The 21392-nt window shown below is 39.1% G+C and carries 22 protein-coding genes and 1 pseudogene; 16 read left to right on the top strand and 7 right to left on the bottom strand.

Features of this window, described 5'->3' with window-relative positions:
• Nucleotides 1–536 precede the first annotated feature (536 nt).
• Nucleotides 537–2012 (bottom strand): Asp-tRNA(Asn)/Glu-tRNA(Gln) amidotransferase subunit GatB, encoded by a 1476-nt coding sequence (gatB, locus tag V7K46_RS15880; RefSeq protein WP_335114674.1) that lies wholly within the window; start codon nt 2010–2012, stop codon nt 537–539.
• 129 nt (nt 2013–2141) lie between these two features.
• On the opposite strand from gatB, the gene V7K46_RS15875 reads away from it, so the two are divergent.
• From V7K46_RS15875 to V7K46_RS15845, 7 genes are all read left to right on the top strand, one after another.
• Nucleotides 2142–2264 (top strand): hypothetical protein, encoded by a 123-nt coding sequence (locus V7K46_RS15875; protein ID WP_335114672.1) that lies wholly within the window; start codon nt 2142–2144, stop codon nt 2262–2264.
• Nucleotides 2265–2496: 232 nt separating this feature from the next.
• Nucleotides 2497–2796 (top strand): hypothetical protein, encoded by a 300-nt coding sequence (locus V7K46_RS15870; protein WP_335114670.1) that lies wholly within the window; start codon nt 2497–2499, stop codon nt 2794–2796.
• Nucleotides 2793–3299, top strand: a complete 507-nt coding sequence (locus V7K46_RS15865; RefSeq protein WP_335114668.1) for a PIN domain-containing protein — start codon at nt 2793–2795, stop codon at nt 3297–3299. The genes V7K46_RS15870 and V7K46_RS15865 overlap by 4 nt, the downstream gene beginning before the upstream one ends.
• A 435-nt stretch (nt 3300–3734) precedes the next feature.
• Nucleotides 3735–4085 carry a hypothetical protein gene (locus V7K46_RS15860; protein ID WP_335114666.1) on the top strand — a complete coding sequence of 117 codons (351 nt, stop codon included), beginning with the start codon at nt 3735–3737 and terminating at the stop codon, nt 4083–4085.
• A gap of 561 nt (nt 4086–4646) precedes the next feature.
• Nucleotides 4647–4883, top strand: coding sequence for a hypothetical protein (locus V7K46_RS15855; protein ID WP_298919930.1), 237 nt, complete (start codon nt 4647–4649; stop codon nt 4881–4883).
• Nucleotides 4884–6093: 1210 nt separating this feature from the next.
• Nucleotides 6094–6339 carry an Hpt domain-containing protein gene (locus tag V7K46_RS15850; protein WP_442939844.1) on the top strand — a complete coding sequence of 82 codons (246 nt, stop codon included), beginning with the start codon at nt 6094–6096 and terminating at the stop codon, nt 6337–6339.
• Nucleotides 6336–7313: a PleD family two-component system response regulator gene (locus tag V7K46_RS15845; RefSeq protein WP_335114664.1), complete on the top strand. Its 978-nt coding sequence runs from the start codon at nt 6336–6338 to the stop codon at nt 7311–7313. Before V7K46_RS15850 ends, V7K46_RS15845 begins: the two co-directional genes overlap by 4 nt.
• Before the next feature lie 67 nt (nt 7314–7380).
• Here the strand turns inward: V7K46_RS15845 and V7K46_RS15840 are convergent, their stop codons facing one another.
• The 3 genes from V7K46_RS15840 to V7K46_RS15830 form a co-directional block, all read right to left on the bottom strand.
• The gene (locus tag V7K46_RS15840) at nt 7381–8484 is read right to left on the bottom strand and encodes a helix-turn-helix domain-containing protein (protein WP_335114662.1); all 1104 of its coding nucleotides are present in this window, start codon (nt 8482–8484) and stop codon (nt 7381–7383) included.
• Nucleotides 8477–8806 (bottom strand): type II toxin-antitoxin system RelE/ParE family toxin, encoded by a 330-nt coding sequence (locus tag V7K46_RS15835; protein WP_335114660.1) that lies wholly within the window; start codon nt 8804–8806, stop codon nt 8477–8479. The genes V7K46_RS15840 and V7K46_RS15835 overlap by 8 nt, the downstream gene beginning before the upstream one ends.
• Before the next feature lie 89 nt (nt 8807–8895).
• Nucleotides 8896–10032: a cob(I)yrinic acid a,c-diamide adenosyltransferase gene (locus V7K46_RS15830; protein WP_335114658.1), complete on the bottom strand. Its 1137-nt coding sequence runs from the start codon at nt 10030–10032 to the stop codon at nt 8896–8898.
• Nucleotides 10033–10268: 236 nt separating this feature from the next.
• On the opposite strand from V7K46_RS15830, the gene fraC reads away from it, so the two are divergent.
• The 3 genes from fraC to V7K46_RS15815 all read left to right on the top strand — a co-directional run bounded on the left by fraC (nt 10269) and on the right by V7K46_RS15815 (nt 12813).
• Complete coding sequence (gene fraC, locus V7K46_RS15825; protein ID WP_335114656.1) at nt 10269–10808, top strand: filament integrity protein FraC; 540 nt, start codon at nt 10269–10271, stop codon at nt 10806–10808.
• 52 nt (nt 10809–10860) lie between these two features.
• On the top strand, nt 10861–11868 hold the full coding sequence (fraD, locus tag V7K46_RS15820; RefSeq protein WP_335114654.1) for a septal junction protein FraD: 1008 nt from the start codon (nt 10861–10863) through the stop codon (nt 11866–11868).
• Between the two features lie 165 nt (nt 11869–12033).
• On the top strand, nt 12034–12813 hold the full coding sequence (locus tag V7K46_RS15815; RefSeq protein WP_335114652.1) for an ABC transporter permease: 780 nt from the start codon (nt 12034–12036) through the stop codon (nt 12811–12813).
• A 110-nt stretch (nt 12814–12923) separates the two neighbouring features.
• Here the strand turns inward: V7K46_RS15815 and V7K46_RS15810 are convergent, their stop codons facing one another.
• Nucleotides 12924–13580, bottom strand: a complete 657-nt coding sequence (locus V7K46_RS15810) for a pentapeptide repeat-containing protein (RefSeq protein ID WP_298919940.1) — start codon at nt 13578–13580, stop codon at nt 12924–12926.
• 269 nt (nt 13581–13849) lie between these two features.
• Nucleotides 13850–14038 (bottom strand): annotated as a pseudogene (locus V7K46_RS15805) (ShlB/FhaC/HecB family hemolysin secretion/activation protein); the annotation flags it as partial.
• Between the two features lie 220 nt (nt 14039–14258).
• Between V7K46_RS15805 and V7K46_RS15800 the strand changes: the two are divergent.
• The 3 genes from V7K46_RS15800 (at nt 14259) to V7K46_RS15790 (ending at nt 18030) form a co-directional block, all read left to right on the top strand.
• Nucleotides 14259–14636 (top strand): DUF1823 family protein, encoded by a 378-nt coding sequence (locus V7K46_RS15800; RefSeq protein WP_335114650.1) that lies wholly within the window; start codon nt 14259–14261, stop codon nt 14634–14636.
• 478 nt (nt 14637–15114) lie between these two features.
• The gene (locus tag V7K46_RS15795; RefSeq protein ID WP_335114647.1) at nt 15115–16773 is read left to right on the top strand and encodes an alpha-amylase family glycosyl hydrolase; all 1659 of its coding nucleotides are present in this window, start codon (nt 15115–15117) and stop codon (nt 16771–16773) included.
• Nucleotides 16774–16971: 198 nt separating this feature from the next.
• Nucleotides 16972–18030: a 3-deoxy-7-phosphoheptulonate synthase gene (locus V7K46_RS15790; RefSeq protein ID WP_335114644.1), complete on the top strand. Its 1059-nt coding sequence runs from the start codon at nt 16972–16974 to the stop codon at nt 18028–18030.
• A 468-nt stretch (nt 18031–18498) separates the two neighbouring features.
• On the opposite strand, the gene V7K46_RS15785 is transcribed toward V7K46_RS15790, so the two are convergent.
• Entirely contained in the window at nt 18499–19002 is a 504-nt protein-coding gene (locus V7K46_RS15785) for a 2TM domain-containing protein (RefSeq protein WP_335114642.1), read from the bottom strand.
• A 298-nt stretch (nt 19003–19300) separates the two neighbouring features.
• Here V7K46_RS15785 and V7K46_RS15780 point away from each other — a divergent pair, with 298 nt between their 5' ends.
• The 3 genes from V7K46_RS15780 to V7K46_RS15770 all read left to right on the top strand — a co-directional run bounded on the left by V7K46_RS15780 (nt 19301) and on the right by V7K46_RS15770 (nt 20999).
• Complete coding sequence (locus V7K46_RS15780; protein ID WP_335114640.1) at nt 19301–20017, top strand: ROK family protein; 717 nt, start codon at nt 19301–19303, stop codon at nt 20015–20017.
• Nucleotides 20018–20070: 53 nt separating this feature from the next.
• Entirely contained in the window at nt 20071–20214 is a 144-nt protein-coding gene (locus V7K46_RS15775) for a hypothetical protein (protein ID WP_335114638.1), read from the top strand.
• 314 nt (nt 20215–20528) lie between these two features.
• On the top strand, nt 20529–20999 hold the full coding sequence (locus tag V7K46_RS15770) for an NADAR family protein (RefSeq protein WP_335114636.1): 471 nt from the start codon (nt 20529–20531) through the stop codon (nt 20997–20999).
• Nucleotides 21000–21392 lie beyond the last annotated feature (393 nt).

The following is a 21392-nucleotide window of genomic DNA, read 5'->3' as shown; positions in this document are numbered from 1 at the left end:
TTGGGTCGCTCTCTAGATCATTACCATTTATTCTTTTTTTTACACCAATTAATTGATGATGCCAGGGTTAATACTTGTATTATTGAAATTATTTCTAATAATGTTATGAGTTTATCCGTAAATACCACAAAAATAAAAAAGAGAGCCACTTAGGCAGCTCTCCAGATCATCAGGGTGCATCTACTTACCACACTATATCATTTTATGTATGCGGGTTGTCACCAGTTTTTATGTGAAGATTCTGTGAAGAAGCACCGGGAAAATACTTACTTGGGGCATGGGGCAATTCAATTTTGGATAATGGAATTGATGATAGCGCAGCGTAAAGCCTGCGGCATGGCTTCGCTCGTTAGCGAGTCTGCGTACCCCTTCTCCTGACGGAGAGGCTGCGCCAACGGAGACGCTAGCGCGAACGGGGAAGCAAGCTACGCGCAGCGTCTCGTAAGAGAGCGTCTTTTAGATTAAATTTCAATCCAAAATATAAAATTCTTACTCCTGTGCCCCCCTCACTAAGTATTGTTGACTATGACAGACTACTAGGCGTTCAATTTTTTCTCCACCAATTCGTTAGTCAGCTTAGGATCAGCACGTTTGGCTGTCTTTTTCAGAACTTGTCCGACAAAGAAGCCTTTGAGGTTGGTGTTACCGTTACGATACTTTTCTAGTTCTTTGGGATTGGCGGCTATTACTTCATCAACGATGGGTTCTAGTACACTAGAATCGGTGATTAACTCCTGACCAGCAAAGGCTTTGTCTGGAGAAATACCACTGATCAAATCTGGCAACTTTTCTTTAGCTTGAGCATTGCTAATTTTGCCCGTTTCAATGCGAGTGATGATATCAGCTAAATTGGTGGGAGTCAGGGCGATTTCAGTAATACTGAGTTTTTGCTTATTGAGGTGGGCTGCGATATCTTGAGTAATCCAGTTTGCAGCAGCTTTCGGATTTGCTCCAGCTGCGATCGCAGTTTCAAAATATTCCGCTACGGGATGATCTTCTGTCAACACTCGCGCATCGTAAGCTGAAAGCCCCAACTCACTTTCATAATGATGGCGTTTTTGGGCTGGTAATTCTGGTAATTCGCTGCGCCATTGCTCTAATTGGGCATCTGACACCTCAATTGGTGCTAAATCTGGTTCGGGGAAGTAACGGTAATCGCTAGAGCCTTCCTTTACCCGCATACTACTTGTGCGTTGAGCGCCTTCTTCCCACAGCCGAGTTTCTTGGATAATGCTCGCGCCTGCTTCGATGGCGGCAATTTGGCGCTCAATTTCGTAGTCAATCGCCCTTTGGATGGCGTTGAACGAGTTCATGTTTTTAATTTCTACCTTAGTGCCAAACTCCTCTCGCCCCACCGGACGCACAGAAATGTTGACATCGCAACGCAGAGATCCTTCTTGCATATTGCCGTCACTCACGCCGAGATACCGCACAATCCGGCGCAACTCTTCGGCATATTCAGCAGCTTCTAGTCCAGAACGCAGGTCAGGTTCTGAGACAATTTCCACTAACGGTATACCTGCGCGATTGTAGTCTACCAGAGAATAGGAAGAACCGGAAAGGCGATCACTGCCTGCGTGTACTAACTTTCCAGCATCTTCCTCCATATGCAGACGCGTAATGCCAATACGTTTGCGAATGGGGTTACCCTCAGCATCTACCAACTCAATTTCTAACCAACCATGTTCTGCGATCGGTAGATCATATTGAGAAATTTGGTAATTTTTGGGTAAGTCCGGATAAAAATACTGTTTACGGTCAAATTTGCTATATCTAGCGATTTGACAATTTAGTGCCAAACCAGCCTTGACAGCGTATTCTAATACTTTTTCATTGAGTACAGGTAAGACCCCAGGTAAACCCATACAAACCGGGTCAATGTTAGTATTTGGGTCAGCACCGAATGCCGTAGAGCTATTAGAGAAAATCTTGGTATTGGTACTCAGCTGACAATGGGTTTCTAAACCAATAATCGCTTCATACTCAGTTTTTACGGTCGTAGCAGTGGTCATAATATCAATATTTCGGCATAATCCTTCTAGTGGTACTATTGTAGCGGCGTATTGAGTTGCCCTGAAGACGGTTATTTGGGTGAGTAATGCTTACCCTCTTGAGCTTGAAAAGGAAGATGCAAACCTAAGGTGAAGAAAATCTTAATCATTGGTTCTGGGGGTGCTGGTAAATCTACCCTAGCCCGCGAACTGGGAACCATATTAGGCTTAGAAGTCATCCACTTGGATGCTTGGTATTGGAATTCTGGCTAGGTTGAGACTATTACCAGTAACCAAAGATAAATTATTATAAAAAGGTATTAAATTCAATAAAGTTAAGTTAATAATTTTTTCCTTCTCTCTGTGTCCTCTGCGCCTCTGTGATACCCTGCGGGAAGCTGCTTTGCATCTACGTTAAAAAAGTTGACTTTGAGAAAGAGTTTTAGCCTTAACTGAACTGTATTGGGATTAAATTGGCAAATGATGTCACGGAGCAACTAATATTATGATTGATGTCAAAACAGCAGTAAATGCTGCCTATGAATACATAAAATCCCTACAATATCAAATGGGTTCTTCATTAGGAGATTTGAGACTTGAAGAAGTCGAACTTTCTGAAGATAAAACCTTCTGGTTGATTACTTTAGGGTTTGATGTTCCTAAAAAACCTCCTAAAAACCGATTGGAAGACTTAATTCCTATCTCTCTTGCTTCTACACCTGTGTTGTATGAACGAGAATATAAACTTTTTAAGGTAAATTCTCAAACTGGTGAAGTAGAAGCAATGAAAATTAGACAAGTATGAAAAATGTGATTAATTCCCTAATTCGTCGTTATTGCCAAAAAGGGGTTTTAATTGATACAAATATCCTGCTTCTCTTCTTAGTTGGGAGTGTCAATCAAGAACGAATAACTAAATTTAATCGAACCCAGCAATTTATACCAGAAGATTATGAGCTTTTGCTAGTATTTATTGCAAAATTTCAAAAGCTTGTAACAACTCCGAATATTCTGACAGAAGTTAATAGCCTTGCAAATCAACTTGGTGAACCTGAACGTTCTCAGTGCTTTGCATTATTTGCTCAATTTGCTAAAAATGTTGCTCTTTTGGATGAATACTACGTAAAGAGTTTAGATGCTGTTAATACTGAAAAATTTGTAAAATTCGGACTTACTGACAGTGGAATCTTAACTTTATCTAAAGGGAAGTATCTTGTACTAACTGATAACTTCAAGCTAGCAAATTATCTTCAGAGTGTAGAAGTTGACGTGATTAACTTTAACAATATTCGTATCTTTAACTGGTAGTAAAAATATGAAATTCAACCCTACGCCTAAAGCAATACGCTTGGGTTAGTAATAATTAGACCCAAAGATTCCCCCAACCTACCTACGCTAGTCTGCTCAACAGGGGGAACTCCCGCACACGGCTCGTTCTAATTCCCTCCTTTTTAAAGAGGGTTCGCGAGGATCAAGCCTTTACACGTCATAAGGGAATTAATTAAATAATTATTAAAAATATACATACACCCTTATTAATGCCTCAAACTCTTTAATAATAAATCAAACTATTAATTAAATATTAGCACTCAAGGCTTGTTAGTGCTAATTTTTGACTGAGGTTTAATGCCTATAATATAGACCAAAACTATACTTTTTTTAGATGCTTTAGTTACTTCTAATACATTATATTATAAAAACCTAAAGCTTTACTGCAAGTAATTTAAAACTGGGAGTACTAGGATGAAATACACTTTTGATATTGTAGGAGTATCTCCACTTTTACAGTTTTTTAATCACCAACAGCAAAATGAGCAAAAACTACCCTACCAAGGCGTGGAATACTTAGGAATGTATACGTGTACATTAGATACATTTCTAGAATCAGTGGAATCAGTTCCAGCAAAGTGGGGTTGGAATTTAGATCAAGTGGTAGATACCGTGATTCAGTTTTGGTTGAACAACTCAGACAGTATTCGTTATTGGAAAGTACGTTTAAGTGATGCTGGTAAGGATAATTTATTAGTCGCAAGATTGGCGGATATAACCGCCTTACAAGCTGAATTTGAATCGCTACTAGATAAGAAGTGGTGAAGAGATACGTAGAATTGAAGAAGAATTATAGAGCGGAGCAACTCCTGCTCCGCCTCCAGTTAAAATCAGTAGTTTTCTCTATTCTTCTCATTTTCAAGTGCTTTGAGAATTTTGAGATATAAATTTTCTACTCTTTTCGTCTGAACTTCACCAAATGAAGCATAGTGGAAAATTTAACAGTGTGTCTACGCCCATTAATTTTAGGCACGTTATTGTTCATTTCCAACTGATTTTTGAGAGTATTTTTTCAGACATTAATGTTGACTTTACCACTGATACGGACTTTACTTCTGTGTATGCATACAAATCATGCAAACCCAATACTTGCCAAACTTTCTGCTTGAGCTTTGTTGTGTGCTGGAAACAATTGCAAATTAAGGTTTTGAGATTCATAGCCACCTGAAAATTCCAACTTAGTTGGTCTAAAATATAGCGTTAAGTGTTGACAATATATAAATAATCGAATAACAAGGTGGCAGCAGCATTAAAAAAAGCGTTAGTGCATTCCTACCTAGAAACTAATTGACGCCCTTCATGAAACTTCATACGGATAACATAATTATGCCAGAAAATACGGATAACAAAGCTACTAAATCAGACAATCAAGCTATTGCCTATAAAGAACGCCTCAATTCTTGGGCGATCGCTCGTCTACTTCCTAATACACAACGGGAAATTGTTGCTCGCTTCCGCAGCCGTTCTGATGCCGATGGCTATATGCGGCACCTCCCCCAGGAAATACCAAATGCTTCCTACATGGTTGTTTTTGATTGTCAACACCAAGAAGCTGTCATTTAAAGTATAAGTATAGGCAATAGACCTATCTTGAAAATAGGGAACAGCTTACAGGTGATAGGGAACAGGGAAAGAGATTTTCGTTCTAAATTGTGTTCGCGTAGAGGGTGCTTTGTCCTGACTCTGTTCATGAGCGTCTCTTGCAAAAGGTACTTTTGCACTCTTGTGGTGAAAAGGGAAGGGTTAAAGGGGAAAGAAAATTCAATCCCTATAACCCTTGCTCTTAATCCCCACTACCCTTTTCTTGTAGATCATAGGCGTAGCTTGCTTAAAAGTAGCGGTACAAGAAGTCTGCCTCTGGGCGTATACGCACTTATAGTAAAGTTAGGGCATGATAAAAGAATTAAAAATGCGTAGGCGTAGCCTACCCTTAAACATTGCTTACACTCCAGATTGCAATTCACCAAATTTACGATGTTTAAATTTTGGATAATGGAATTGTTGGCGGAGCCTCTCGTAAAGAAGATTCAAAATCCAAAACTTAATGCATGTTTTAGAGCAGGAAAATTTAAACGTAAGACTAATTCTATTATCCAAAATCTAAAATTAATTGACAAGCAAGTAACTTGATTGCTGGGGTCAATCTAAATTTTATTATCTAAAATCCAAAATTAATTGACGCTTCACTTAAAAATTCTGGATATTGCCAACGAGTATATTGACCTTTGTATTCTACCTTTCCAAATCCGAGTTTCTGAGCCACCTTTGATAATTCACCAAACAGTAAGCCTTTGCGCGTCTATGTTGGTGAGCGAGTAACTTCAAGTTTATTTGCATCAGCGACACATTAGCGATCGCGAGTGCGTTTGGTAGAAAAGCCTAGTACAGCAGGCGCATAAATCCACCTACCATCTCAATCAACAAGACTTGGGGTAAAATCCCCTTGTTAAAGGTAGCCAAACTTTTACCACAGTGTACTAGTACGGACAATTCCATTCTTACATTAGCGACCCCACACCCCGAATTCCTCTAGTAGCAGAGTATAATATTCACCCCAAAGAAGTTTTGAATTCACTTCCATAGTTAAACTCGTAAAGTAATCTGCAAAGAATTGCAACCTTCGCCAAATATCTTCCAGTCAGGACAAAAGCAGACATTAAAAAGCGCCAAAATTGAGCCTAAAATGCTCCAATCCTTGTGAGATATCGTCAGAGGAGATCCTGTTGCATTTGCTGAACTAATTGAGTGTTATCTGACAGAAACACGGAGACTGATGCAACATATTAGCACAGCGATCACAAATGAGGATGCCCAGACTATATGGAAGACAGCCCACCAACTCAAGTCCAGCAGTGCTTCTGTTGGAGCGATCGCCCTGGTGCAGCTTTGCAAGCTGTTAGAAGCACAGGGACGCAGCAGTAAATTAGAAAACAGCTTAGAATTATTTTCACAACTATATCAGGAATATGAACAAGTTAAAACAGCCTTACAAAAAGAACTTGTGAAGGAAGCACCATGAAAGCCAATGCTCAAGAAAGTCAATCTTTAGTTCTAATTGTTGATGATGAACCTTTAATCCGCCTGATATTGCGACATTTATTGGAGCAGGAAGGGTATCAAATAGCAGAAGCTCAAAATGGTATAGAGGCAATAAATGTTTTTAAGCAACTCCACCCCGATATAGTACTCCTTGATGCCATAATGCCGGATATGGACGGGTTTGAGTGTTGCACTCAGTTACACCGTCTTGATTGTAGCAAGCACACTCCAGTTTTGATGATTACAGCACTTAAAGATCAAGAGTCAGTTGACCGTGCATTTGAAGTGGGGGCAACAGATTATATTACCAAACCGATTGACTCGATTCACTGGCCAATTTTGCGACAACGGGTAAAACGCTTGATTCAACAATCTCAGTTACAGCAAAAACTGGAAGCCGTTAATGTGGAATTGCAGCGATTAGTTACTATCGATGGATTAACTCAAATAGCTAACCGCCGACGGTTTGAAGAGTATTTTAACCAAGAGTGGCAGCGCCTGAAATGGGAGCAACGGCCCCTTTCGCTGATTCTTTGCGATGTTGATTTCTTCAAATTATATAACGATACTTATGGTCATCGGGTAGGCGATCGCTGTCTTCAAAAAATTGCTAAAGCTATCAAAGATATTATTAAATGTCCCGCAGACCTTGTTGCCCGTTATGGTGGGGAAGAATTTGCTGTGATTTTACCTAACACAGACACTGAGGGGGCGACTCATGTTGCCGACAAAATTTGCCATGCTGTCCGCACACTAGCAATTCCTCATCAAAATTCCCAAGTTAGTCCTCATGTAACCATTAGTGTCGGATTTACGACAGAAATTCCTCAGCCAGATTCTGACTTGGAAGAAATGATTTCCGCAGCGGATGGGGCGTTGTATCAAGCAAAGGCAGCAGGACGCGATCGCTTTATACAAAATATTTTACTACCCAAAAGTAAAAATTCCGGCTAGTGCGCCAAACTTCAGACATTTTCACCCTATTTTCAATGTATCGGCTTGTATGTATCGTCTGCTTATTCTATGCCTTGAAAATGCTCTTCCTCACCTTTAAACCATTCATCGAGGACGGATCAATTAGATGATCATGTTGCAGCCGACCCACAACAATAGCAGAATGAATACCAATACGTTCTGCAAAATCAATCACATCAGTTTCATATTTAAGATTCGCTAATTCCCCCTCATACTCAGGTGGGATCAAAAATTCCCGCGACCATTTATCTGCTTGGCATTCCTGCTCCGATTTCCAACTTTCCCCACTATTCCATTCATCAAGAAAAATATTTTCCTTATCATGTAGCAAAATATGTGCTGCTTCATGGAAAAAATTAAACCAGAAGCAGTCATTGGTTTTGCCGTAAAGCGAAAGTTGAATCAGTGCTTTATGCAAGTTTAACCACCGGGCAACACCACTGACGTGCGCTCTCTTTATTGATGGTACTAAAACAAGCACAACCCCTGCTTCCCAGCACAACTTTTGCATCTGTGGTTCAAACTCTTCTGGCGGTAACACCGTCAAAGTGCGAATTTGCCGCACTGCCTTTTCAAATTTTGGTTTACTATACTTGGGAGAGTCTAGTTTTTCTGCTGTTATTTCCCCCAACCGTAACCAAGTGGAAATAGCACCAACATCACTTTGCTCTTCGCGTGTCCGACGAAAAGCAACTTCCATACCTGCATAATAATTGTGCCAATCTTCCGGCGAGGCAACACCGAAAAATTGCAGTAACTTTTTTACCAAACCAGGCTTATTCTTATCAATTAAACGGCACTTAGGAATTACACCTTGGTTCATCAATTCTTTGACTGGTAACTGATCTAACCAAGATGTCCACCCCTTTAAGCGGTTTTCTTCTTCTATCCGTGCTAAACCAGCGCGATATTGGGCTTCACGATTAAGCCAAAATGCTGTTGTACTCCCTAAAACTCGTTCTAGCTTCAGGGCTGTTTCTTCGTTGATGGGTGCTTTGCCGTTGATGAGTAGGCTGATATGTTTGGTAGTGTAGCCTAACCGCTCTGCTAACTGTACTTGTGTCCAATCACGCTCTTCTAATATATCAGCGATGGTATCACCGGGAGGAGATACCCAATCTGGAGTAAAGGTACGGGTTGTCTCAATCATGGTAATCTTCAATGGAAACAATACAAACAACAGTAACTTTTGACCGATCAATGCTTCCATCCTCGGTAAGGGGGATGGAGTCGTTGTCTGGTTTAAATACAAGTCGTTTACCACCTTCTAGGTTTACTGCAAATTCACCTGCACGATCTCCTTTTAAGGGATGGGGATGACCTGCAAACAATTCCTTGAGACAGCTAACAGCTGCAAGGTCAGCCAATCGGGCTGTCAATTTATTGGCACAGTTTACACCCAATTTTTTTTGCGCTAAGTTTTGTTGTTCGCATAGCTTTTGCAGTTTGCTGTTAGCGAAGGTGATTTCCATGCGTTACCAGACTAATATAAGTTTACCATTTTGGTAAATAAATTTGTTATGTTTTTAAAGAATCTAGGATATCAACTAATCAGCAACGCCTAAAAATCTACCCCCCGTTTGAGTTCTACACCTTGATTGGCATAGTGTTTGTGACAGTAAACCTCAGAATGAACGCTAGCCAAGTCGAAGTATGCTGGTTGATTTTGGCAGCGACCAGTGATAATGATTTCGGTGTCGCGCGGTTTGCGGAGCAAAGCTTGGACAATGGGTTCAACGGGGAGTAATTCTAAGTCAACAGTGGGATTGAGTTCATCAAGGATAATAGTTTTATACAGTCCAGAAGCGATCGCAACTTTAGCGATTTCCCAACCCCGTTCGGCTTCTACGTAGTCTAATTCTTGCCGGGAATTTCGCCAGACGATCGCATCTCGACCACAGCGCTGATGATCCACCACTTCTGGATATGACTGCTGCAAAGCGGCGATCGCTGCGTCTTCTGTATACCCGCTACCACCTTTAAGCCACTGCATAATCAACACACGGGTAGACCCGGGATGATTAATTCCTCTACCAATTGCCTGTAAAGCTTTGCCCAAAGCACTGGTAGACTTGCCTTTCCCAGCACCGGTATAAATTTCAATCCCTTCAAGTAAGAGGGCTTTAGCTGTTGGGTGGTGATGAGGTTTCATTTCTGAGTGCAAATCTGCAATATCGAGCAACTTTTGCGGCGCAGCGCGTCCGGTGGCGATGATTTCTAACTCTTGGGGTTTGGATTTTAATGTCTTTACCACTTCATCCACTGGTAGCAAACCTAGATCCAGAACAGGGTTAATTTCATCTAAAACCACAACTGAATATAAACCACTGGCGATCGCACCTTTGGCTACATCCCAACCCCGCTCCGCTTCATCTCGGTCAAAGGGGGTAATTTGCTCATGCCCAAAAAATTCGGCTCTGCCAGTGCGAACCTGGTCAATTAAATGGGGAAAACCGCGCTGTAAAGCTGCGATCGCGCCATCTTCATCATAATCACGTTCCGGCCCTTTTAAAAACCGCAGCAGTAAAACCCGATTAGAATTGCTAGGCGTATTTATCCCCAAGCCAATGGAGCGCAAAACCACTCCCAAAGCCGCTTGAGACTTACCTTTACCCACCCCATCGTAGACGTGAATTTGACCAATGAGCCGCTCCTGACGCATTTGCGCCGTCCGAATACCAATACCGTTCCTTGTCATCTTTGGAAAAGCTATAACGTGGCAATCTTTAATCTTACCTAACGTCTTGTACTCTCATCTGAGAAACTGCCCCTCTAGCACGCTCGTACAAGCATCAGCTTGATACATTAACAATATCAATAAAGGAATACTGGCACACCAACACGGTAAAGGACAAGAACAATGTGATAATTTCCCCCATCACCCTCACTATCCCAGTTATACTCTCTACAGTTAACCCTTACCGTTGACCATTTATGCCTGAAAATTGGATACTTCCCAGGATTTTTCCCATTGGTGGAATTCTGTTTGACTTTTTATTTGTACTGATTGCCATCCCCATCGAGGCATATGTTTTCCACAATCGACTAAAATTTGACAAAAAATCCAGTATTTTTTATGCCATTTCTATCAATCTGTTTTCTAGTGTGATTGGTTGGATCATATTTTTTGTATCAGAACCAATGTTGCCGATCCAGGTGAAATCAGAATTAATTAACTATATGTTTTTTAATAATTTTCAATCACCGAAAACACAAACGTTAATAATCTTAACTGCTTTTGGAGTTTTCTTTGCTACTTTTTTGATGAAATTTTTCCTTTTAAGAGGATTACTACTATTATTAAATGAATCATTTGCTAAAAAAGAAGAGGATACTCAAACATCTCAACGGCGGCGTTGGCGGAGTTTTAGCAATCTTAGATTACAAAGTACCAATTTAGTCACTACTACGTTAATAGCGAATTCTGTAAGTTATAGTGCTATCACCATTATTTTATTGTTTCGCTCAAAGTAGGAAGAATTTACTTTAAAGCAAAAATAGTGATTAATCAGGTGTGGTGAGGAATATGAATACGCTATTTAAAGATGTATTTGGGCTTTTAAAATTTGCTGAAGGACTTTATGAGGGAATTAGAAAAGTATTAGTTCCACCCAGAGCTTATTCCTGGCAGACATTTATTTATCTGAGTGTTTTTTCTTGGGTACTTTCATATTGTGCTACAGGTTATATCAAAGATATAATTGCCTTTTTCGGTTGGTTATTTTTAATTGCTGGTACAGCTTGGTATACAACTGAAGATCCTTTAAGGGTTCCTGGTACTTTTATGCCAGTCGGGGCAGTGATCACTGGATTCTTAGTTAGCGTTTTTGCCTTTGGAAATCAACAGGATGTAATTACATCAAGAACAATCGTTTTTTGGCCGACAATTTCAGCATTAATTACAGCAATACCAGAATTTATTGAAGGAACTGATACAGACTCTAAAGCTCGAATTCCTAAGCCAGAAGACCGCCAAAGAATCATAATTTTAGTTGCTAGTAGTATGCTGCTAAGTTGTTGGATTCAGTTTTTCTTTGTGATGGATAATTGGTTTCAACAATATCCTAGTTTGCAGGCAGATACTTTTAAACGTAGTGCCTTTGTTGTCAGAACAGAAGAACGAGTAAAAATACCGCAAAACGGTGTTGTAATTCTAGAAAAACTTCAACCAATAGTAGTAGAAGAAATAGCTCAAAGACCTTGGTCAGAAGTAGAAAAATGGTTGCTAGATGCAAAACAGCGGGTAAGAACTCTGGGTACAGAAGTAATTCAAAAAAATCTGGGGAGATATGAAGAGAAGGAACTATGGCACGTTGAACCGCGTGTAGCTAATACTAAGTCTGGATATATATTAGATTTATTAAGTATTTGGATAGGCCCAAGTTCTAATCCACGGGGCTATTACTTGAAAAAATCTTGTCGGATTGAACCAGTTGCGGCAACTAACAATTCAGGGAATAAAATTACAGTTGCAGAAATTGAATGCGATCGCATCAATAAATTAATTGCTGGATCACCGCCTCCGCAGCAGTAACTCAACTTTTGATTTTAGATTTTAGATTTATTCTCGCATTTTAATTCGGGGGCAACTTTTACAAAAGGTGTAAGGGACAGACATTTTTAAATTCTTTGATTTTGAATTATTCAAAATTTAAAATATAAACTTCTGTGAGATGAAAAGATGAGGGAAAAATGAGAAATGACTATTAACAGAATTTTTGTATTGGCAAAGAATGTGTTTCAGGAAGTGGTACGCGATCGCATCTTATATATTATTGGTTTTTATGCGTTAATACTTGCCACCGCTTTCCGTGTCCTTCCTGAATTTGCAGCTACGACTGAAGACAAAATTTTTTTAGACTTTGGGATGGCGGCGATGAATGCCATCGGGCTAATTGTGACGATATTTGTTGGTACGGGACTGGTTAATAAAGAAATTGAAAAACGCACTGTCTTAATGTTAATTGCTAAACCTGTCAGCCGCAGCGAAATTATCGTCGGCAAATACTTGGGTTTATCCGCAGTACTAGCTGTACTTATCGTCACGATGACAGCAATTTATCTGATATTTCTGCAATTTGGTAACATTCCTCATCCAACGGTGAGCATTTTAATTGCGGCAATTTTCTTATTTTTGCAGTTATCATTAATTACTGCTATAGCTATTACCTTTGGTGTTTTTACTGCTTCTTTGCTAGCGACTATTTTAACCTTTGCAGTATATTTAATCGGAAATATTACTCAAGATTTAGTACAACTTGGTCGTCTTAGTCACAACCTCGGTATGGAACGTCTAACTCAAGGTTTGTTTCTTATCTTACCAAATTTATCTCGATTAGATTTGAAAAATGATGCTGTTTATGGTCTGCAAGCACTACCTGACACAACTGCACTGATTATGAATGCTGGCTATGGCTTACTTTATAGTGCCATGTTGTTAGCGATCGCTATTTTTATCTTTTCACAACGCGAATTTTAGTCATTGAGCAGAAGAACAAACAGAAAGTTATTCTCTCCTAACTCTGCTAATTTTAGATTTTAAATTGAAGCAAAAATCTAAAATCTAAAATTGAATCACTCCTAACTCTTTTAATAAATCACTATTTGAGGCTGCTTAATTGTGCCATCAGGCATGATAGTATTTCGGAACTTCGCATAAATCAGGTTTGTTTCCCAAAGGTTTGCCTTACTCAAGTTGGCCTTGGTTAAATTTGCCCATGTCAGGTCTGCACCAGTTAAGTTAGCCTCAGTTAAATTAGCTTCTAGTAATTTTGCTCCACATAGCTTTGCTCCTGTAAGATTTGCTCTAACTAAGTTAGCTTCAATCAGTGATGCTTCAATTAATTTTGCTTCACTTAGGTCTGCTTCTCTCAAATCTACATCACACAAAGAAGCACCCCAAAGATTACTATTTGTGAATTTTGCCCGCCATAAGAAAGTTCCGCACAAATTTGCTCGTGTTAAATCAGCATTAATCAAATTAGCTTCACACAAAGATGCTTCATACAAATTAGCTTCACGTAAGCTAGCTTGCATCAAATTTGCGCCACTTAAATTAGCACGAGTGAGGACACAGCCACACAGATTTGCATCACGCAAATCCGCTCCTATGAAGTTAACACCACTTAAATCAATTCCTTTCAGGTCGATTCCACTCAAGTCACATCCACTGAAATCTCGGCGCTGAAAATATTTATTTGTAATTTGACTTAATATAAATTCCTGCTTATCAGCATAATTTTTCATGGTATTCACCTCTGGGTGTAATTTATCTCAAAGATCGAGTAGATAGTTACCGTATATTGAGAGTACACCCCAAATGCAGATCAGCTCAGTAAATAATCAAAAATAAATTCTTAAAAAATCGCCAATTACCTGAAAATACGCTTTTGAAGTGGTTTTTAAAACAAAAAATGCTGACATAGGTCAGGAAACATTGATAAGTCAGGTTGGTAAGGTGGGTTACGCTAAAGACTAACGCACCACTTTACTAAGGTTGATAGCGAAGGCTAAAGTAAAAACCAAGCTCCTTGAGGTTTGCGCTTGATATAGTCTTGACCAAATTTAATTACACTGGTACGGCTAACTCCATTGGTGTCAGGGCCAATACCAAAGGGGGTTGCAAGGTTATCGAAGAGAAAAGTTTGACCATCCTCATAGGTAAATCCCAAGGATAGGGCAAATTCAACTCTTGGCGATCGCAATTATCCCACTCTTACAGCTATTTTCACGTAAATAGACCACGCGGTAGGGGCACAGCAATGCTGTGCCCTTACGACAGATGTGGTTCAAATGCATTAAAACTGCTGTAATCACCTCATTTCTGCTTGCCACCGACTATATTTTGGAACAAATCCCCTATTTACGAATTACGATTTATTTTAATTACTAGTCAGTTTTTCAACTTGGAATTTGGAATTGCTTATGTCTAACCTACCATCACTGAATACAGAAACAATTTGGGCAATTCTTGACGAGAAACTTGATGATGCCACAGTCAACCAGTTGCTATGGCATTATTTAGGCTATCGCTATGATTCTTCAACTGCACAATGGGACACTAGCCAAGTTGCACCAGAATGGCAAGATGAGTACCCACAACCACCAGATTTCATTGAATCTCGCCCTGCAACAGTCAAGTTGACTCGTTCCATTCCTACTGAAAATAAACAAATGCTAAAAGAAAAACTGGGTTTCAAAGGTTACAAAATTGGTGAATTTGGGCCTCGACAAACTCGCAGGGCGACGGCGGCGAATTGGTTGTTAAGTTATCTGCAACAAACTAACGGCAAAATTGAGTAATCTCATGCAACAGATATTTATAGCAATCCTAAATCATTTCTGAGAAACCAGCTCCCCGACTTCGTAAAAGTTGTCGGTGAGCTAAGGGTTGCAATTATCACAAATTAAATCAGATTGCTCTAGTAAAAAATATCTTATTATTACCAATATTGTTCTCATTCCCGAATATCTGCTGTTTTATAACTTAATAAAAAGCTCTTAATTTATTTAATAAAATCTTGCAGTCGGGTACAATAATATTTGAATTTTACTAGTATCATCAGACCAAATTGCAGTAAGTAAATTTGAATATTAATCAAAAAATAAATGCTATAAACATTCAAAAATTGTAAGTAAATAGTTAATTTTTATAAAATATTTATTAATTATTCCTGAAGATAGAAGCATTAGTTATATAATTATTTCTCTAGATTGATTTGCAAATTCAATTGAGCATCAGAAAATATTCTTATCAACCATTGATATTACAAACACTTTTATGGCAAAGCCAATTGAATTTAATTTATTTGCACCTTACAACAAAGGAGCCGCATTAATTGGTTCTTTTTCTGATTGGCAAGAAATTCCAATGGAAAAAGGTGATGATGGTTATTTTCGTACAAGTGTTGAACTAGAAGACGGCATTTATAAATATAAATTTCGCATCCAGTCAAATTCATGGTTTTTGGAACCAGAACAATGGGTTGATGTCACAGACCCCTATGCAACTGATATAGATGAACAAAGTGGAAAAGATGATGGTGTTATCCAGGTAAAAGATGGCAAAAGAATTACCGATACATACGTTTGGGAACATGATGATAAACCTTTACCTGCTGACCATGAATTGGTAATTTATGAATTGCATGTCGGTGACTTTTCTGGTGGCGAGGATGACCCTTATGCACGAGGCAAGTACAAACACGTTATTGAAAAGTTAGATTATCTATGTGAACTCGGAATCAACGCTATTGAGTTGATGCCACTTAAAGAATATCCTGGTGATTATAGTTGGGGTTATAATCCTCGCCACTTCTTTGCAACAGAATCTAGTTATGGTTCTACTGCTGGATTGAAAAAATTGATTGATGAGTGTCATGCTAAAGGTATTCGTGTAATTCTTGACGGGATTTATAACCACTCAGAAGCATCTGCTCCTTTAACACAAATTGACCACGATTATTGGTATCATCACTCTCCCCGTGACCCTGGTAATAACTGGGGACCTGAGTTTAATTATGAACATTATGACGAAAAATTAGATATTCATCCTGCGTGGAAATTTATTGGTGATACAATCCGTTTTTGGATTGGGGAATATCATCTTGATGGTATTCGCTATGATGCAGCGCGGCAAATTGCTAACTACGACTTCATGCACTGGATTGTTCAGGAAGCCAAAAAAACTGCTAGCATGAAGCCTTTTTACAACGTTGCCGAACATATTCCTGAAACTCCCAGCATTACCAATGTAGATGGCCCAATGGATGGTTGCTGGCATGACAGTTTCTATCACTGTATTTTAGAACATATCTGCGGTGATACATTTGATTTAGAGCGTCTCAAAGATGTCATTGACTGTAAGCGCCAAGGCTTCTTGGGTGCCACTAATGTAGTAAATTACCTTACCAACCACGACCATAACCATCTCATGGTTGAATTGGGGAACCGTGAAATTTTTGACGAAGAAGCCTTTAGGCGGGCTAAATTAGGAGTATCAATCCTAATGACTGCTATTGGTGTACCTTTGATTTGGATGGGAGAGGAATTTGGCGAGTATAAACCTCAACAACCTGAATCAGCCAAAATTGATTGGACGCTGTTAGGTAATGATTTAAATCGTGGTTTATTTGAATCATACAAAGGCTTAACCAACCTGCGTAAAAATAATCATGCACTCTACACAGAAAATATTGATTTTATCCATGAAAATCCAGAGGCAAAAGTATTAGCTTATACTCGTTGGAATGATGAAGGTTCTCGTGTAGTCGTGGTAGCTAATTTTTCAGAAAATTTTCTAGGTGACTATCATGTTCCTAATTTAGCAAGCGGTGGTACATGGCACGAGTGGACAGGGAATTATGATGTCGAAGCTAGTGACGATGGTATCATAGCTGATTTGGGACCATACGAAGCCAAAGTGTTTGTATGGCAGTAATGATATACACTATTGCTGAGTCAGTAGTCCAATAGGAAAGAAAAGGGGAAACATTTTTCCCCTTTTTCAGTTATTATTTTATTCATATACAGTTTAATTAGAAATTTGTCAAGCAGAAAACAGGCTATTTTAAAATATCATCGGTTTGTGTTACACTTTTGAGTTGAAGTGCGGATATAAAATTGCCAAATCATCCCCATGCACAATAAATTATTTAATAGTAATATCGACAACACTAACATCGAGAACGATCGCATTTTATTAACTCCCAATGAAGTCAAATCAAAATTACCTTTAACACAAATAGCTGAACAAAGAGTTTTAGCATCTAGACAAGAAATAGAACATATACTGGATTTTCAAGATCGCAGAAAATTTATAGTAGTTGGCCCATGCTCAATCCACGATCCGAAAGCAGCGATCGAATATTCTGAGAGATTGAAAATATTGGCCGAGCGAGTTAAGGATAACTTGCTACTAGTTATGCGAGTGTACTTTGAAAAACCAAGAACAACTGTAGGCTGGAAAGGATTAATTAATGATCCAGATATGGATGATTCTTTCCATGTAGAAAATGGTTTGTTAATTGCCCGGAACCTGTTATTAAAAATTACAGAGTTAGGATTACCTGCTGGCACAGAAGCACTAGATCCAATCATCCCTCAATACATTAGTGAACTGATTACATGGTCTGCCATTGGAGCACGCACGACCGAATCACAAACTCACCGCGAAATGGCAAGTGGGCTTTCGATGCCTGTAGGTTTCAAAAACGGTACTGACGGCAATATTCAAGTAGCTTTGAACGCTTTACAATCAGCTATAAGCCCGCATAATTTTCTGGGAATTAATCAAAACGGACAGGTCAGCGTATTTAAAACTAAAGGTAATGCCTACGGTCACGTAATTTTAAGGGGTGGTACTCAGCCCAACTTTGATCCAGCAAATGTCAAACTGGTTGAAGAGAAATTAAAACAGGCAAATTTATCACCGAGAATTGTGATTGACTGTAGCCACGGCAATACTAATAAAGATTACAAATTACAAGGTATTGTCTTAGAAAATATTATTCAGCAAATAGTGGATGGTAATACATCAATAGTTGGCATGATGTTGGAATCCCATTTGTATGAAGGTAGTCAATCAATTACTGCTAAACAAGAAGAATTAAAATATGGTATTTCTGTAACTGATAAATGTATTGGCTGGGAAGAAACTGAAAAAATTATTTTGGCTGCTCACGAAAAACTTAAGTAAATACCATAGCGGAGATTTTCAGAGGCTTTGAATCTTACTCCCCAATCCTAGTAGGGCTTGTCATTACCCAATATATGACAATCCCCCCTTGGAATTCTATTCCAAGGCTAATAGCTTGAATTCCTCTCAAGAGAAATAAACAAGAATTTTATATTATGTCCGCTTGATTACTTATTAAACCTGAAGAACCCCACTCCACCAAAGCTACGCTTTGTCTTCCCTAAGACCAAGCGGGGCTACGATATACACACAAGTCGAAAAAAGCTCGATTTCCCATTGTTATCTCGTTTCTCTCGTTCCTATGCTCTGTATAGGAATGTTGGTGTTACACAACAAATATTGTGGTAAATATGACCCTGAATTCTACTGTGGTTTTTTTTGAATTAACGATGTCTACGACAAGCTTGTTTACGAGATGCTATGCGTAGCTTGATTCTTCGTGTGGGTACGCTTACGCAAGCAAATCTACTAAACCTGTAATGCCTTAAACCACTTATTTAAAACTGTACTGATGGTTTTCTTAATCTGATGCTTACGACTCCATTTCTGGAATGCCATTTCATACTCTTCGCCTTTGATTTGAAAGGTATTCCAAACATCCAGCCCTACAGGTAATCCGCAGAATAGCAAAATGTATAGCGACCAAGAAATTCCGCCACCAGTGATCAAATCGACCAGTATCAAAAAGCCATTGAAAATTGCATAATTCCCTAGACGCTTCTGAAATCTTCTGATGCGGTAGGTGTCAAAAGCCTTTCGCTGTTGGACTTGACCCTGTTGTACTAACCAATCATGTTGGGCTAATTTTAAAGACTCGGGTGAAATTTCTAACTCAGCAGCAATTTCTAATATCTGTTCATAAGAAAATTCTGTGTCTTTGTCATTAGCTTGACGAGCGATCGCTAAGTGCAGAATCTGTTGGACATCTTCTTGGCTATAAGAGCGGATGCTTTGAGGTTCAAACGCTGTCATAATTCTTTCGCTTATATTAGTTTTAATAGAAATTTGCTACCCAATAGATTTTAAGCAGCTATGCCAGTACTATTTCCATTATCTCTACATTAGCAAATCTGGATGTTGTCGCGCGTCTAATGTATTGTATTTTTAACTTTGAGTAAAACTGGCATCCAGCTTTTCCATTGCTTTTCCCAGCACCTCCACAGCGATCGCTTGTAAATCCCCATGTGAAGAACTCTAGCTATATCCACTCTAATCAAGATGCGGCAGAGGATAATAACCAAATAGGGACTAATAACAAGGACTTAAGCTAATGGTTGAAGAAAATGGATCGATTCGTACCCTATCAGTAGATATTGGTGGTAGTGGCGTTAAGGCTATGGTTTTAGATATTACGGGGAATCCTGTAACGGAAAGGGCACGTTTAGATACACCCCAACCTGCTACCCCAGATGTTGTAATTAATGCAATTGTTGGGTTAGCAGCGGCTCAAAGTGAATTTGATCGCGTTTCGGTCGGTTTTCCTGGTGTGGTGCGCTCTGGAGTCACGGAAACAGCGGTAAACTTACATCCAGATTGGATCGGATTTGATTTGGAAACAGCATTATTAAAACATTTAAATAAGCCTGTGCGGGTGATCAATGATGCAGATATGCAGGGGTTTGGTGCGATCGCAAGTAAAGGCCTAGAATTAGTGATTACTCTGGGTACGGGGTTCGGTTCGGCTTTATTTATGGATGGTAAGCTGGTGCCGAATATGGAAATGGGGCATCATCCGTTTCGCAAAGGAGAGACTTTTGAGCAACAATTGGGGCGTGTAGAGTTAGAAAAAATTGGTGAGAAAAGATGGAATAGGCGTTTAGAAAAAGCGATCGCATCTTTGCAACATCTGTTCAATTATGATTACCTTTACATTGGCGGTGGTGAAGCCGTGAGAGTGAATTTCCAGCTACCGTTAAATGTGAAACTCATCCCCAATATCACTGGTTTATTAGGTGGTATTGCTTTGTGGCGAGATGAGAAAAGGTAAAAAGTTTTTCAGTAGCCACAACTGGGCGTACTAAGCGCTAAGGGCGGGCTGGATTGGTTGCAAAGGGTATTAGCACCCATTGCGATCGCAGGAGCTTTATCATCCTAACCGACGTGGAAACTGGAAGGCTACCAGAGAACGAACTGACTAAACGAATTGATTTACCACTGCGACTCACTCAAGAAGACAGTCAATGAGCAAGGCGAGAAGCTGCTAGGTGGTAAGCATATCCAGGGTAAGCTCATGAGCAAGGTAGTAAACTTGTTGTTCCAAGTATTGTGTAAAATAATTACCGTAGTATGATGTTATAAACCCTTCATACAAATGAGGGGTTTTCAAATCTGATAAAGTTTGAATTACCCTGAACTTTGATAATCTTTATAAGTCGTTGGGAAGAATCCCCAATCATATGAACTGAGAGAAAATCTATTTGATAAGTTCGGTTTTGGGTTGCGAGTGCGATCAATCTTTCAGCTACCCTGAAGTTGATATATAAAAGAGCAATTTTCAAATGACTATTTACTTTTATAAGGTTTGGCAGCCTTATGGCTGTTTTTCTAACTTTTCTCTCCATAGAATCCACATCCAGGGTACTTACTGGCCAACGGTTGAGCATTATTATCAAGCACAAAAGTTTGTCGGCAGCATAGATGCGGCAATTATACCCCTCATTCATGCCGCCGCCACCCCAGAAGAAGCTGCCGCTTTGGGAAGATGTAACACTCGCCAATTCCGTCGAGACTGGGATTTGGTGAAAACTCAAATTATGCGAGAAGCTGTACTCAAAAAGTTTCTCACTCATCTTGATATTAGAGAAGTTCTCCTGAACACAGGCGATGAGATTTTGGTTGAGAACTCCCCAACCGATTCTTTCTGGGGCTGTGGTGCTAATAAAACAGGTCAAAACCATCTCGGTAAAACTCTCATGAGTGTACGTGAAGAAATCCGTAAGTTACTATCTTTAACAGTAATTTACGAATAATTTCATCAAAATAGTTGCATTCAACATAAAATCAGCAATTGTACGGGGAATAGTAAAATTCCCCAGCCAAAAATATTTTAAAAAATTGCCAATAATTTAGTTGTTTATTTGAAAAAATCTTAATTAATTGAATTAATGGGCAAAAATCGTCAAAAAATATTTTTAATTTCAGGAAATTATTAAGGTGTAAACTTAAGTATAATTACTGAAATAACTTTATGTTTTAGAATATAAAATTAATAGATGACAATGATTAAAATTTCTTAACTTTAGACTTGAGAAATGTTTGAAAACTCTTTACTGATCCAGTAAGCGTTTTAATATTTACTTAAATAAATTTTAGAAAGCTACGGGTATCAAGTAGAATATCTGATACTTTTCAAATATCCTCAT

This window comes from Nostoc sp. (genome assembly GCF_036917395.1).
In the GTDB taxonomy this organism is placed as follows: Bacteria; Cyanobacteriota; Cyanobacteriia; order Cyanobacteriales; family Nostocaceae; genus Nostoc.
The sequence above is the reverse complement of the archived record's forward strand: the minus strand, read 5'-3'. Positions and strand labels throughout refer to the sequence as shown.